At 70.6% G+C, this 12,844-nt stretch carries 10 protein-coding genes and 1 pseudogene; 6 read left to right on the top strand and 5 right to left on the bottom strand.

Annotated features, from left to right (window positions below):
• The first annotated feature begins 46 nt into the window (after positions 1–46).
• Genes CP976_RS32530 through CP976_RS32510 form a run of 5 tightly spaced genes read left to right on the top strand, consistent with a single transcriptional unit; the run spans position 47 to position 4,701 of the window.
• Entirely contained in the window at positions 47–709 is a 663-nt protein-coding gene (locus tag CP976_RS32530; RefSeq protein WP_150483500.1) for an RNA polymerase sigma factor, read from the top strand.
• On the top strand, positions 706–1,308 hold the full coding sequence (locus CP976_RS32525; protein ID WP_150483499.1) for a hypothetical protein: 603 nt from the start codon (positions 706–708) through the stop codon (positions 1,306–1,308). Before CP976_RS32530 ends, CP976_RS32525 begins: the two co-directional genes overlap by 4 nt.
• Positions 1,305–2,576, top strand: coding sequence for an acyltransferase family protein (locus tag CP976_RS32520; protein WP_229875320.1), 1,272 nt, complete (start codon positions 1,305–1,307; stop codon positions 2,574–2,576). Before CP976_RS32525 ends, CP976_RS32520 begins: the two co-directional genes overlap by 4 nt.
• A gap of 41 nt (positions 2,577–2,617) precedes the next feature.
• Positions 2,618–4,330 carry an aa3-type cytochrome oxidase subunit I gene (gene ctaD, locus CP976_RS32515; RefSeq protein ID WP_190146836.1) on the top strand — a complete coding sequence of 571 codons (1,713 nt, stop codon included), beginning with the start codon at positions 2,618–2,620 and terminating at the stop codon, positions 4,328–4,330.
• Complete coding sequence (locus tag CP976_RS32510) at positions 4,327–4,701, top strand: hypothetical protein (RefSeq protein ID WP_190146837.1); 375 nt, start codon at positions 4,327–4,329, stop codon at positions 4,699–4,701. The genes ctaD and CP976_RS32510 overlap by 4 nt, the downstream gene beginning before the upstream one ends.
• On the opposite strand, the gene CP976_RS32505 is transcribed toward CP976_RS32510, so the two are convergent.
• The 4 genes and pseudogenes from CP976_RS32505 to CP976_RS32490 form a co-directional block, all read right to left on the bottom strand.
• Entirely contained in the window at positions 4,691–5,983 is a 1,293-nt protein-coding gene (locus tag CP976_RS32505) for a phosphatase PAP2 family protein (protein WP_150483498.1), read from the bottom strand. The genes CP976_RS32510 and CP976_RS32505 overlap by 11 nt on opposite strands.
• Positions 5,984–6,117: 134 nt before the next feature.
• On the bottom strand, positions 6,118–6,345 hold the full coding sequence (locus tag CP976_RS44720) for an HAD hydrolase-like protein (protein WP_359031563.1): 228 nt from the start codon (positions 6,343–6,345) through the stop codon (positions 6,118–6,120).
• A gap of 208 nt (positions 6,346–6,553) precedes the next feature.
• A pseudogene (locus tag CP976_RS32495) lies at positions 6,554–7,051 on the bottom strand (DNA topoisomerase IB); the annotation flags it as partial.
• 241 nt (positions 7,052–7,292) lie between these two features.
• The gene (locus CP976_RS32490; protein WP_150483497.1) at positions 7,293–7,856 is read right to left on the bottom strand and encodes a hemerythrin domain-containing protein; all 564 of its coding nucleotides are present in this window, start codon (positions 7,854–7,856) and stop codon (positions 7,293–7,295) included.
• 253 nt (positions 7,857–8,109) lie between these two features.
• Here CP976_RS32490 and CP976_RS32485 point away from each other — a divergent pair, with 253 nt between their 5' ends.
• The gene (locus CP976_RS32485; RefSeq protein WP_150483496.1) at positions 8,110–8,370 is read left to right on the top strand and encodes a GlsB/YeaQ/YmgE family stress response membrane protein; all 261 of its coding nucleotides are present in this window, start codon (positions 8,110–8,112) and stop codon (positions 8,368–8,370) included.
• 186 nt (positions 8,371–8,556) lie between these two features.
• Here CP976_RS32485 and CP976_RS32480 read toward each other — a convergent pair whose 3' ends face one another.
• A complete protein-coding gene (locus tag CP976_RS32480; protein ID WP_150483495.1) occupies positions 8,557–12,705 on the bottom strand; it encodes an ATP-binding protein in 4,149 nt (1,382 codons plus the stop codon).
• Positions 12,706–12,844 lie beyond the last annotated feature (139 nt).

Raw genomic sequence — 12,844 nt, 5'->3', positions numbered from 1 at the left:
CACCTCCGAGGAGGACCGGGGAGCCTCCGACGAGAAGGAGTCGTTTGTGGATGGCGCGGAACGGTTACGGGGCGGGCCCGCCGCGGCGGTACGTGACCCGCGGCTCTTCGAGGAGTTCTACCGGCGCCACGTGGACGCGGTCATGCGTTTCGTGGCCCGGCGTGTCGACGATCCGCACACCGCTGCCGACCTGACGGCGGAGATCTTCCTCGCCGTACTCGACTCGGCCCACTCCTATCGGCCCCGCCTCGGCAGCGAGACGGCGTGGCTGTACGGCATCGCCCGCAACGTCGTGTCGTCGGAGCGCCGCCGGGTGGCCCGCGAGGCGGAACGCGATCTGCGGTTCTCCGGGCGGCGGTTGCTGGAGGCCGACGACATCGCCCGTATCGAGGACAGACTCGACGCGGAGAGCCCGGGACGACGCGCCCTGGCCGCGCTGGCGAGCCTTCCCGAGGGCGAGCGGGCCGTCATGGAGCTGATCGCGGTCGACCAGCTCACGGTCACGGAGGCGGCGGCCGCACTGGGCATCCGCCAGGTCACGGCCCGGGTCCGGCTGCACCGGGCGCGCAAGGCGCTGCGGGACAAGGCGGACGTCAGGACACCGGAGACCGATCCCGCGGCACCACAGGCAAGGCCCGCGAGTCCCCCGGGGGCGGGGACCCCGGATCCGTCGCTGTTGCACGTCGCAAGGGGAGGTGCCCGAGCATGAGGGCGACGTTCGAGGACCGTCTTCTCGACGAGCTGAAGCAGGAGATCCGGCTGCGCGAGAGCGCCGAGACCGGGTCGGCTGACGTCACGGGCGAGCACGAGGCGAAGGCTCGCCTCGGCCGTTTCCTCGCTCCCGGACGGATCGCGGTCGTCGCGGCGGCCTGCGCGGCAGCCTGGCTCGCCACTGTGGTCGTGCCCGGTTCACCGGGCGACTCGAAGGCATACGCGATGGAGCCGGTGGGAGACGACAGCGTCAAGCTCACCGTGATCGAGCCGAGCATCGGTGTCGCCGCCCAGCAGGAACTCGCCAGGAGAGTCCGTCCGTGGGGCATCGAGGTGAGCATCGTCCTGCTCCCTGCCGGCTACGTCTGCGAGCGCAGCAAGGTCTCGCCGGTGACCGACATACATGGCCGCCCCCTGATCCCCGCGAAGGCCGGCTGGGACGTCACCCTGCGCCGGGGCAATGTGCTGGCCTTCGAGAACACCCGGGGCGACTCCCGGCCCCGCGCGGTCGAGCTCTACGCGACCAAGCGCGAGGCGGAACCCTGCGTTCCGAGGAAGGTCTCCCTGTCTGACGTCCGAAGCGGTCGGCGTCGGTGACGTCGCGGCTGGGCTGGCTGGACGCGTTGCGCGGCATCGCGGCACTCGTCGTGGTGTTCGACCACTCGTCGTACACCTTCATGCCGGAGTTCCGGCGGGAGCTGATGCCGGAGTTCAACACCAGCCGTTACGGCATCATGGTGTTCTTCCTGGTGAGCGGCTATATCGTGCCCGCGTCGCTGGAGCGCCGGGGGTGCGTCCGGGCGTTCTGGTTCGGACGGCTCTTCCGCGTGTACCCCCTGTGGGCGGCCGTCGTCGCGGCGGCCCTCGTCGCCGGCGTCCTGGGCATCGCGGAGCTGCCCGACTTCGGCCGGCAGGGCGCCGTGACCGTGGCTGTCGCCCACGTGACCATGCTCCAGGAGTTGCTGGGGACACCCAGTCTCCTGCTCGTCCTGTGGACCCTCTCGTACGAGATGGCCTTCTACCTGCTGGTCGTCGCTCTCTTCACGGTCCGCCTGCACCAGCGGTCGGCGGCGGTCGCCGTCACGCTGGCCGTGGCCGCCGCCGTGAGCGTGGCGGCAGGGGTGGTGCTGCCGGTCTCCGCCCTCTCGGACATGGTCGGCACCGGCCCGCTGGTCGCCGTCACCTCGGTCGCCATGGCGGTCGCCATCTGCTGTGCGAGTGCCACGTCATCCGTGCTGCGGATGTTCGGGGGCGTGCTGGGCGGCGTGGCGGCACTCGCCCTGATCCCCTTCAACGGCACGGTCCCCCTCTGGGAGGGCCTGGTGATCCTCGCCGTGATGTTCCTCGGCACCGCCGTCCACCGGGCCGAGCACGGTGGGAGCACCTGGCGGCGCACGGCCCGCGCAGGTGCCGTCGTGGTCGCCTGCGCCGTGGGCAGCGCGTACTGGCACGGCGACGTCTCCCACTTCACGCGACGCGGCTGGATCACGGCGTTTCTGCTGGCCGTGCTCACCTTCGGAGCCGGACTGGCGTGCCGCCGCCGGCGCATCCCGCGTCTGCTGACCGGGCTGGGAACGCTCAGCTACTCGGTCTACCTGCTGCATCCGCTCCTGCTGGCCGTGTTCGACCACACGATCGGCCGGCGGCGACAGGACCATCCCGTCCTGGAAGCGGCGTTCCTCGCCGTGCTCCTGCCCTTGTGTCTGCTGACCCACCGTTACATCGAAGCGCCGAGCCAGGCCTGGGGCCGAAAGCTCGCACACCGTACCGGCATCGCCGGAACACCACTCGTTCGCGTGGATCGCTCGGCCGTTCGGCCCAAGGAAGCCCCACTTCAGGCGGCTGTGCCGCATCAGCGGGACTAGCTTTCCGCCGAGTTGGACACGCACTGCCGATCGAGGGGCTCATGGCGACACATACCGAACCGGTTGCTCCGGTACCGGCGGCGGAACGCCGCGGCCCGGGCCAGGTGATCGTCTCCTGGCTGACGACGACGGACCACAAGAAGATCGGGCACCTGTACCTGATCACGTCGTTCGTCTTCTTCCTGATCGCCGGGGCGCTGGCGATGGCCATCCGGGCCGAGCTGGCCCGGCCGGGCATCCAGTGGCTGTCCAACGAGCAGTACAACCAGGCGTTCACCATGCACGGCACGATCATGCTGCTGCTGTTCGCGACGCCGACGTTCGCCGGGTTCGCCAACGCGGTCATGCCGTTGCAGATCGGTTCCCCGGACGTGGCCTTCCCCCGGCTGAACATGCTCTCGTACTGGCTGTTCCTCTTCGGCGGCGTGATCGTGCTCGGCAGTCTGCTCACCCCGCAGGGCGCCGCCGACTTCGGCTGGACCGCCTACACCCCGCTCAGCGGCGGGGAGCGCACTCCCCAGGTCGGCGGGGACCTGTGGATCATGGGCCTGGCCCTCTCCGGGTTCGGGACCATCCTCGGCTCCGTCAACTTCATCACCACGATCATCTGCATGCGCGCGCCCGGCATGACCATGTTCCGGATGCCGATCTTCACCTGGAACGTGCTGCTCACCTCGGTGCTGGTGCTGCTGGCGTTCCCGGTGCTGGCCGCCGCGCTGCTGGTGCTGGAGGCCGACCGCCGCTTCGGGGCGCAGGTGTTCAACGCGGAGAACGGCGGCGCCGTCCTCTGGCAGCACCTGTTCTGGTTCTTCGGCCACCCCGAGGTGTACATCCTGGCCCTGCCGTTCTTCGGCGTGATCACCGAGATCATCCCCGTCTTCGCGCGCAAGCCGATCTTCGGATACACGGGGCTGATCGGCGCCACGCTCGCCATCGCCGGTCTGTCCGTGACGGTGTGGGCGCACCACATGTTCGCGACGGGAGCGGTGCTGCTGCCGTTCTTCTCCTTCATGACGTATCTGATCGCCGTGCCGACAGGGGTGAAGTTCTTCAACTGGATCGGCACGATGTGGAGGGGCTCGCTGTCCTTCGAGCCGCCGATGCTCTGGGCGGCCGGGTTCCTGGTCACGTTCCTCTTCGGCGGTCTGACCGGCGTCATCCTCGGCTCGCCGCCCCTGGACTGGCACGTGACCGACTCCTACTTCGTGGTCGCGCATTTCCACTACGTGCTCTTCGGCACGATCGTGTTCGCGATGTTCGGCGGCTTCAGCTTCTGGTGGCCGAAGATGACCGGCACGATGCTGGACGAACGCCTCGAGAAGATCCACTTCTGGACGCTGTTCACCGGCTTCCACACCACGTTCCTGGTGCAGCACTGGCTGGGCGCCGAGGGCATGCCCCGCCGGTACGCCGACTACCTCGCGGCGGACGGCTTCACCTGGCTGAACACCGTCTCGTCGATCGGCGCGTTCCTGCTGGGCCTGTCCACGCTGCCGTTCCTGTACAACGTGTGGAAGACCGCCCAGGAGGGCAAGCGGGTCGAGGTCGACGACCCCTGGGGATACGGGCGTTCCCTGGAGTGGGCGACCTCGTGTCCGCCTCCGCGGCACAACTTCGTCACCCTGCCGCGCATCCGCTCCGAATCCCCCGCCTTCGACCTGCACCATCCCGACGTGGCCCAGCTGGACGAGGCGGAGAACACCGGCAAACGCGATGTCGTCGAGCCCGGCGGGCACAAGGGCGAACGGCCGTGAGACCCGGCGGCCACGAGGCTCCGTACGACGATGCGCGGCACGCGCTGGCCGACGAGGCCGAGGGCTACCTCCTCGCGCACGCCCATCGCGACCAGGCGCGACGCGAAGCCGAGGACCTCTGCGCACGCATGCCGTGGCTGACCACGGCCCAAGCCGAGGAACTCATCGGCCACTACGTCCGCCGGCGCCTCGACGTCACCCGTGAGCTGCTGCACAGCACCGTCCGGCGGGCCGGGGAACTGCGTCAGGAGTACGAGAGCCGCTACGCCGCCCTCCGGCACACCCTGCTCCGCCGCCACGCCGCCTGCGCCTGCGCCGTCCTGGCCTGCGCGGGCGGAGTGAGCGCCCTGACGGTCCTGCTCACCCGCTGACCAGTTCGTGTTCCGGTTCCGACTGCGGTGCCGGCACGGCCTTCCGTTCCCACCGACCGGTGGTCCGTACGTAGCCGTAGATCACCGAGGCCATCGCCAGGATGAGCAGCGGCCCGAACAGCCACGGACGTTCGGCCATCTCCATCGGCAGATAGCGATAGGACGCCAAGAGCGCGGCGAAGACGGCCACTCCGTAGGTGACGAGCTGGACTCCCGACCGGTCCCAGCCGCGTTCGAGCGAGCGCAGGGCGGCCTCGATCGTGAGCGTGAACACCACACCGGCCACGAGGTCCACGCCGTAGTGGTAGCCGAATCCGAGCGTCGCGGTGAGCGTGGCGATCAGCCAGAACGTGCCCGCGTACCGCAGCACGCGTGGGCCCCTGCGGGAATGGATGAAGATGGCGGTGGCCCAGGCCGTGTGCAGGCTGGGCATGCAGTTGCGGGGGGTGATCTCGTCGAACGGTATCTCGTGCGGAGCGGCGCTGATCGGCGGTGGCAGGTCCGGCCACAGGTTGGCCACCGCCCAGTGTCCGCCGTCGGCGCCGTAGGCGAAGATCGGGCCGACGACCGGGAAGATCATGTAGATGCCCGGCCCGAGGACGCCGATGACCAGGAAGGTGCGCACCAGATGATGGCGCGGGAAGCGCCGCTCGGCCGCCACGTGACGGAGCTGGTACAGCGCGACGACGACCGCGGCCACCGCCAGTTGGGCGTAGACGTAGTCGAGGGCGCGGGCACCGACCGGGCCGGTGGCCGTGACGATCCGGCCCACCAGCCACGACGGGTTGCCCAGCGCGTGGTCGGCGACCGCCAGGTACGGGTCGAGCACCATCGGGCGGGTCTTCGAGGTGATGAGCAGCCAGGTGTCACCGGTCTTGCGGCCGGCCAGCAGCAGCAGACCCAGCCCGACACCCTTCAGCAGCAGAACACGTTCCTGGCCGGTGCGGCGCGTGACGGCGATGACCGCGCAGCCCAGAATCACCCACAACGCGCCGTTGCCGAAGGGATGGCCGTCGGTCAGATCGGCGCCGACCGCCCATCGCACCACGAGGAAGACGGCGTCGATGCCGATCGCGGCGCCGAGCGCGACGTACCGTTGCCGCCGGGTGAGCACCACCATCGTCAGCGCCATGCAGGCGTACAGCAGGAAGCCGGACTTGGGAGCGACGATCACCTCTTGCACCTGGCTGGTGATCGGCCCGGGCATCCCGTAGCGGCGCGCCGCGATCTCCAGCGCGACGAGGAAGCCGAGGGTCACCAGACCTGCCGTGGCCCACAGCATCGTGCGCGGTCGAGGCCATGCGGCGAGCGTGATTCGGCGTCTTATGCGCGAGAAAATCCGCGTTGTTATAGGTATCAATTGTTTTAGTCGATTTGTTAGTTGTGATGAGTGTGATCGTCACGCGATCGAACATGCTATCGGAGTGGTGCGCCCGGAGCCCCGTCCAGCAGAAGACCGATCGCAGCCGCCGCGTCCACGACCGTCCGGTCGGCCCGCAACCCGCCGCCGGGCCAACGGTCCTGTCCGCCGACCCACATCGTCCGCAGCCCGGCAGCGCGACCACCCGCGATGTCGTGCCCGGGATTGTCGCCGATCATCCATCCCCCGCCGGCCGGCATCAGACCGCACCGTTCGGCGGCCAGCCGGAGCCGCAGTTGTCACAGGCCGTCGAGCACTCTCGGATCGCACCGCACCAGCTCCGGCATCCGAGCGCGATAGGCCGCCCACAACTCCTCAACCGGTTCCACCAGTCGAAAGGCGTGGGCGCCCTGCCTGTCCGCAGCGATCAGCCGGCCCGCTGCCTCACCTCCGAGCTGTCGCTCGCCGGTAAAATCATTTCTACTGTTCCTGTCACTCGATCTCCGGAGGGCGTCCGCTCCGGAGCATGCGCAGCACGGCCCGTTCGGCGGGTCCATGCGTGGCCGGGATGCCGTATGCGCCCTCGTCGCCGAGGTGGGGCAGCACGGCGGCGACCGTCACGCCCTCCTCGTACAGCTCGATCACCCGCGGGTTGATGTAGGAAGCCCGGCAGACCGCGGGCGTGTTGCCGAGGTACCCGGCCACTTCGCGCGTGGCCCGGGCGATGGCACGGCGCCGGGCGGTCTCACTGCGCGCCACGGGGTGGGAGACGGCCAGTGCCACAGCGGCCATGACGGTGGCGTGCCAGGTTCGGAAGTCCTTGGCGGTGATCTCCAGGCCGGCGATTTCCCTGAGGTACGCGTTGACGTCGTCACCGTTCACGTCGTGCCAGGCCCGCCGCTCCCAGTAGGCAAGGAGCCGGTCACCGCCGCCCCGGCGCCGCAGCAACGCGGTGAGGCTGCGGCAGGCGGCGGGGTCCGCGACGGTCTGGAGCTCGACCGTGCCGGGACCGGCCGCTCCTCCCGTGCGGTGCCGTCCAGTACCCAGCCGGCCGCGTGCTTGTTCCTCGTGGCGCCGGCACTACACGGATGCCCGCCCGTCTCGCCCACACGCCGGGCGAGCCACCGTCCGGCGCCGCCTTCGGCGGGCCGGCGGCGGCTGATCGACCGCGTCGGGCCGAACCGGGCCCCGCCCGTGGCCGGGCGGGGCCCGCGCGCGTCAGTCCGGGTTGTCAGTCCTGTTTTCCGCGCCCGGTGAGCATGTCGCGCAGGCGGTCGACCATGCCGGTGCCGGGCGCGAGGAGTTTGTTGGCGGGTGGGGTGTCCGGCGCGGAGGGGTGCGGGCGGGTGGGCGCGTGCTCCTTGGCCGAGCGGACCTCCTCACCGAGCTTCGTCAGGGCATCGGCGGAGCAGACGTCGGCCAGCATCGGGAAGAGCCGGTTCTCCTCGTCGCTGACATGGGCGGTGACGGCGTTCTTCAGCCGCAGGATCAGCGTGTCGAAACGCCCGTCGCCGGGCCGGCAGTCTTCGAGTTCCTTGAGCATGCGCTCGACTTCGCCGTGGTCGGCGATCTCCTTGTCGGCGAGATCGTCTCCCCCGTCGACGTACCGTCGCACCGCCGGGTACAGGTACTCCTCCTCGGCCACCGAGTGCCGGATCAGCTCCATCGTGAGCCGGTCCGCCAGTTCACGTCGCCGCTCGTCGGCCCCGGGCAGCGCTTCGATCTGCGCGAAGAGGTCGTCCACCTCGCGGTGATCCGTGGTCAGTTCCTGGATGACGTTTCCGCCGTGTCCCATGGGTTCTCCACTCCTTGTCGTTCTGAGGCCGGGGGCCGCGGCCGGCGCCGTCCAGCCCTCCGGCGGCTCGCCACCCAGCAGGGATACCTGCCACGCCCGAACCGGCGACCTCATGCGGGACCGCCACTTCACTCCGGTGGCGGACAGCATCCGGCCGCCACCGCGGCGGAGTTCTCCTCCCGACCCCGCTTATGACGGCCTTCCGTGGGCACACGTGTGATGCCCGAAAGGGCAGCAAACGGAAGGAGTTGTCGTGTCGTTCCTCTGGGCGATCATCGCCGGACTCATCATCGGCCTGCTGGCCAAGCTCGTCATTCCCGGACGTCAGCCCATACCCCTGTGGCTGACGGTCATCATGGGCATCATCGGGGCCGTCGCCGGCAACGCGCTCGCCACCGCAATCGGCGTGCGCGACACCGGCGGTATCGACTGGATCCGCCACATCTTCCAGATCGGCATCGCAGCCGTCCTCATCGCGTTCGTCACCCCGATGTGGGCCCGACGGCGCGCATGACGGCCCACCCACCTCACGGGACGACGTGCCAGGCGTGCGAGCAGTGAACTGGAACCCCTGGGGGCCGCTTCGGGCCCCTGACGGCAGCGGGCCCCCAGGGATCCGGACGACGGTCGGAACCGCCGGGCAGCCGAGTGGCGTACGAGCGGGAAACGGCACGACGGCGCCCGTGCGGGCGACCGCCTCTCACGCCACCTCCGCGAAGACCTCCGTCCACTGCCCGCCATGCCCCGCACGGCCTGCCCAGGACGCCGTACTGCGCAGAGCCGGCATGAGCGCCGCCGGGGTCGCCTCGTCGCGCATCAACGCGTACAGCTCCGGCGATATGTCGCCGAGGCTCTGGGCCGCCACCTCCACCAACTGCCGGGCGAAGAAGATGTCCTTCCGGGCGAAGCCGAGAATCGTGTCTGTCAGGCGCTCACGGTCCTCGAGGCTTACCACCCGCAGGTAGAACCGCCAGTCGTCGGCCAGGCGCTCCCGCCAGTTGCCCTTGCCGGAAGGGTGCACCCCGTTGGTGAAGTCGAGGACGCGGTCCAGGAGTGCGCGGGCCGCGTCGCGATGGCCGGCGGCGGCGAGGCGGCAGCACAGGTGAGGCAGGTGCTCGAAGCGGCGGCGCCACGCGGGCAGGGCGATTTCCCCGTCACCCTCCGGGAGGTGGACCGGGAGATCCGCGAAGACCAACTTCTCCAGTGGCGCGAGGATTTCGGCCACCGGGCGAGACTCGATGTCGTCGAAGTGAGCATGCAGGGCGATCCTCAGCAGATACGCCTCATTGGCCGCCAGCATGAACTGGCGGCCGTGGTGATCGTACGGCGGACCGGCCGTCTTCTTCGCCTCCCCACCCCGTTCTTCCACGGCCCGCAGGACGGGTTCCAGCCTGGCCAGCGGGTCCTGCCCGCGCCACAACACCGCCTGCCGGTGCAGCTGTTCGCCGATGCCCATCAGGACCGTCTTGTGGATCTCCCCGTTGCGTGTGGCCGTCAGCCACGCGAGCGACTCGTCGACGGTCACCGGGAGGAGGCCGCCCTGGGTGACCGCCAGCATTTCCAGTCTGAGCCCGATGGTCTTGAGGCCGACGGGGGACTCCTGGAGGGTCTTGCCGATCGCGATCAGCGTCTCCCGGTGACCGGGATCCTCCAGGACGCCGGTCAGCATCTCGGGGCCGAGCAGGGCCAGCCGCTTGAGGCCGGTCAAGTCACCGCTGCGGACAGCGTCCTCGTGGAGCGGGCCGAGCAGGCGGTCGGGCTGGTCCGCGGCACGGCGGCCGAGGGCCTCCCGCAGCCGTACCGCGTAGCCGTCGGTGGCGGGCGGGGCGGTGGTGACGTGGAGGGCGAGGGCGCGCTCGGCGACGGGGTGTCGGCCCGCCGCGGCCGCCACCGTGAGGGAGTGCGGCCACGGGTCGCTCAGCCAGCGCCGGAGGCTGGAATCGGACAAGCGGTCCGGGTCCCGGGGCTGCCACAGGCAGGCGGCGATGGTCTCGGCCGGCAGGGGCACCTTGTCCCTGTCGAGGGCCTTGGCGATCACACCCGTCGTGCCTTGTTCGACGTCCAGTGTCTCGGTGGGTCTCAGGTGCCGCCGGCACCAGTCGCGGGCGGCGGTGACGCCCTGCCTGGCCGACTCCTGGGACAGCAGGGGCGCCAGCAGATACTTGGCGATGTGCTCGGCCGACTCGGGTGAGCCGGCGGCGCCGGCGAGTAGTTTCAGGAAGCGCTGGACCGGTCGGGAGGGCCGAGTGGCGAGCACCTCGGCCAGGGCACGCAGGCGCAGGGCGGCGGACGGGCCGGGGGGACCGGCCGACAGGTCCTCCACCACACGTCCGACAGCCTCCTCGATCTCCGGAACGGTGGCCGTCCGCAAGCCGGCCGCCCAGGCGGCGGCCGCCACCGGGAGGAGCTTGTCGAGGCTCGCCTGCCACGCCTTCTCCTGAAGTCCGTCGAGGAGTTCCGGCAGCTTCGCGATGTGCTTGCCGTACCGGGTGGGGTCCTCGGCGGCGAGGTGGGACAGCGCCGCCAGGGTGTGCAGCAGGGCCGGCCTGTTGCGAAAGGCGACCGCGGCGTTCAGCAGCTTGGTGAGCGCGGTCGCGCACTTCTCCGGCGACGCCGTGTGGAGACCCAGCAGGAGAAGGGTCAGGTCCCGGCCGAGCGGAAGGCAGTCGAGCAGTTCCCGCTCCTCGAAGCCGAGCAGGCGCGAGGCGGAGAGGAAGGTCGCGACCTCGTCGGGCTGCTGGTACGCGAGGTGGGTGACGGCGATGAGGACCCGGCGTCGGTCCTGGCGGTCCTCGCGTTCCCAGATGGCGCGCAGGGTGCGCGGCCAGGCCGCCGGCGCCGGATTGCTCGTGCCGGTGAGCACCGTCATGTACGACGTGGTCTGCCAGGGATCGGCGTTCCGCAGCGTCTCGACGGCCGCGCGCACCGCGTCCTGCGGCGGGTGGCGCAGGCCGGCGTGAATGCGCAGCGCAGTGAGGCGGGTGGCCGCGTGATCGTGGCACATCAGCTTGTCCAGCGCGCTGTACCAGCCCGCCGCACCCTCACGGTCCGCGAGGTGAAAGGCGTGCCGGGCGGCCTCCGCGAGGAGCAGGTCGTCCGGGTGGTCGGTGACGCGGTCGGCCGTTGCGACGAGCCCGCGCTCGGCGGCCCGCAAGGCCTGACCGGCCGCGTGCTCGGCGAACGCCTGGTGGTGGAAGGCGATGCGACCGCCCTCCACCTTGCGCAGCACGCCCCGGCGCAACAGCACGGACACCGCCCGCTCGGCGCGCCGCCGCCTGAGCGCCGCATGGGCGACAAGAGCGGTCACCGCGTCAGCGTGGCGCAGTTCCGGTTTGCCCTCGCGGAGCATCGCCAGGCCCAGTACCCGTACCTCCTCCGACAGGTTCCACCCGGCCTCTTCGTCCGTCGGCTCGTCGCCGAACACGGCGTGGCGGACGTCCTCGGTCACACGAGCCGCCCAGTACTCCCGGAAGAGGTCGGTGACGTCGAGGTCCCTGTCGCGTGGCCCGGCCGGGGCGTAGACGTCGAACAGCATGCGCAGGGACAGGGGGTGCCGGATCAGTTGTCCGAGCGGCAGTCCTCGGGCCGCCGCGTACACGAGCGTGGAACGCATCCGCTGCGCCAGCGGCTCCCCGGGACTCCGTCCGTGAAGTCCGCCTCCCTCGCGTGGGCTCGGCAGGCCGGGGTCGCGGCAGAAGACCCGCAGGTAGGCCTCCACGGCACGGTCGAGTTCGGAGTCCGGCTCCCATGGGGCGCCGACGTGCTGCACGGCGCTCGCTGCGGTGCGGCCGTCGTCGTAGCCCTCGAGGTGCTCCTTGATCAGCAGTGCCTCGGTGCCCGCCGGCTCGCGCTCCTCCAGTCTGCGTGCCTCCACCGACCGGCACGCGATGGCGACGGCCACGCCCAGCGCGCGGGCGCGCCGGACCAGAGCCACCAGCCGGTCCCGTCCCTCGTCCGTGTCGTCGTGGAGCAATAGATCCGCGGTGTCCAGCAACAGGGCGACGCGGCCGGATCCCTGCTGTGCCCGCACGGCGGACTGCTTTGCCTCAAGGGCTGCCACCAGCTCCCTGAGCTTCAGATCCGCCGGGTGGTCCGGAGTGCCGAGCAGGGCGGCCGCCGAGACGGCCACGACCGTCCACCCCGCTTCGCGCAGTTCCTCCCGCACCCCCCACAGTACGCAGCTCTTGCCGGTGCCCGGCTCGCCGAGCACGGCGCTGCCCTGTGAGCCACGGTTGACCGACTGGTTCCTCAGACCCTTGACGAGCACCTTCTGGGCCTTGCGTGTGACGTACACGTCACGCAGGTGAACGCCGGCCCGACCGCGGTCGTCCAGCAGGGGTACGACGGCCTCCCAGGCGCGCACGGTCCGCCGGTCGGCCAGGTCGACCTTGCGGAGGGCCACGCGGATCTCGTCCTCGTCGGACGGGACGGAAGGGGCCGTGGCCCGGGCAGGCCGGGCAGGCATCCCGGTGAGCCGGGCGTTGAGCGTGCCGGTGCGGGGCGAGGGGAGGCGGGAGGACGCCAGGACGGACCGCCGGTGTGCCTTCTCCTCCTGATCCGCGCGTTCGAGTTTCCTGCTCAGCTCGTCCTCGTCCGCGTACGGCGAATCACAGGTGGCCGGGTCGCAGCCGACCCGGGCGCGCACGATGGCGAACCATTCGAGGTTCCACAACTCGCCTTTGCGCCATGCCGTCATGGCGGACGCGCCGACGCCGAACCACTTCCCGACCGTCCCGTTCAGCGGCTGGCATGCGGTCTCGGGGTCGCCGTGCTCCGCCGTCCAGTGCGCCAGGGCCTCCCACAACCACGCGGTCTCCGGACGCGTTTCGCGGTCGTGACAGTCCGCCACAGACGTCCAGTCGAGTCGGCGGCCGCGTCCCGGTAGCAGCGGCCGCGCGTTCGCCGATTTCTTCACCACTTCCCCCGGCTCACCGCGCTGAAGAATTCCCCACATCCTGCCAGGTCGTCATGGTCCCGGCCGTCCGTTC

The organism is Streptomyces coeruleorubidus, from assembly GCF_008705135.1.
In the GTDB taxonomy this organism is placed as follows: Bacteria; Actinomycetota; Actinomycetes; order Streptomycetales; family Streptomycetaceae; genus Streptomyces; species Streptomyces coeruleofuscus.
Note: the sequence above shows the minus strand (reverse complement) of the source record. Positions and strands in the feature narration are given on the sequence as shown.

Bases quoted from the DNA above. Each gene is read 5' to 3' on its own strand.
- CP976_RS32505 (WP_150483498.1), bottom strand. From the start codon at position 5,983: ATGCTGTGGGCCACGGCAGGTCTGGTGACCCTCGGCTTCCTCGTCGCG.
- CP976_RS32490 (WP_150483497.1), bottom strand. From the start codon at position 7,856: ATGGGACACGGCGGAAACGTCATCCAGGAACTGACCACGGATCACCGC.
- ctaD (WP_190146836.1), top strand. From the start codon at position 2,618: ATGGCGACACATACCGAACCGGTTGCTCCGGTACCGGCGGCGGAACGC.
- CP976_RS32525 (WP_150483499.1), top strand. From the start codon at position 706: ATGAGGGCGACGTTCGAGGACCGTCTTCTCGACGAGCTGAAGCAGGAG.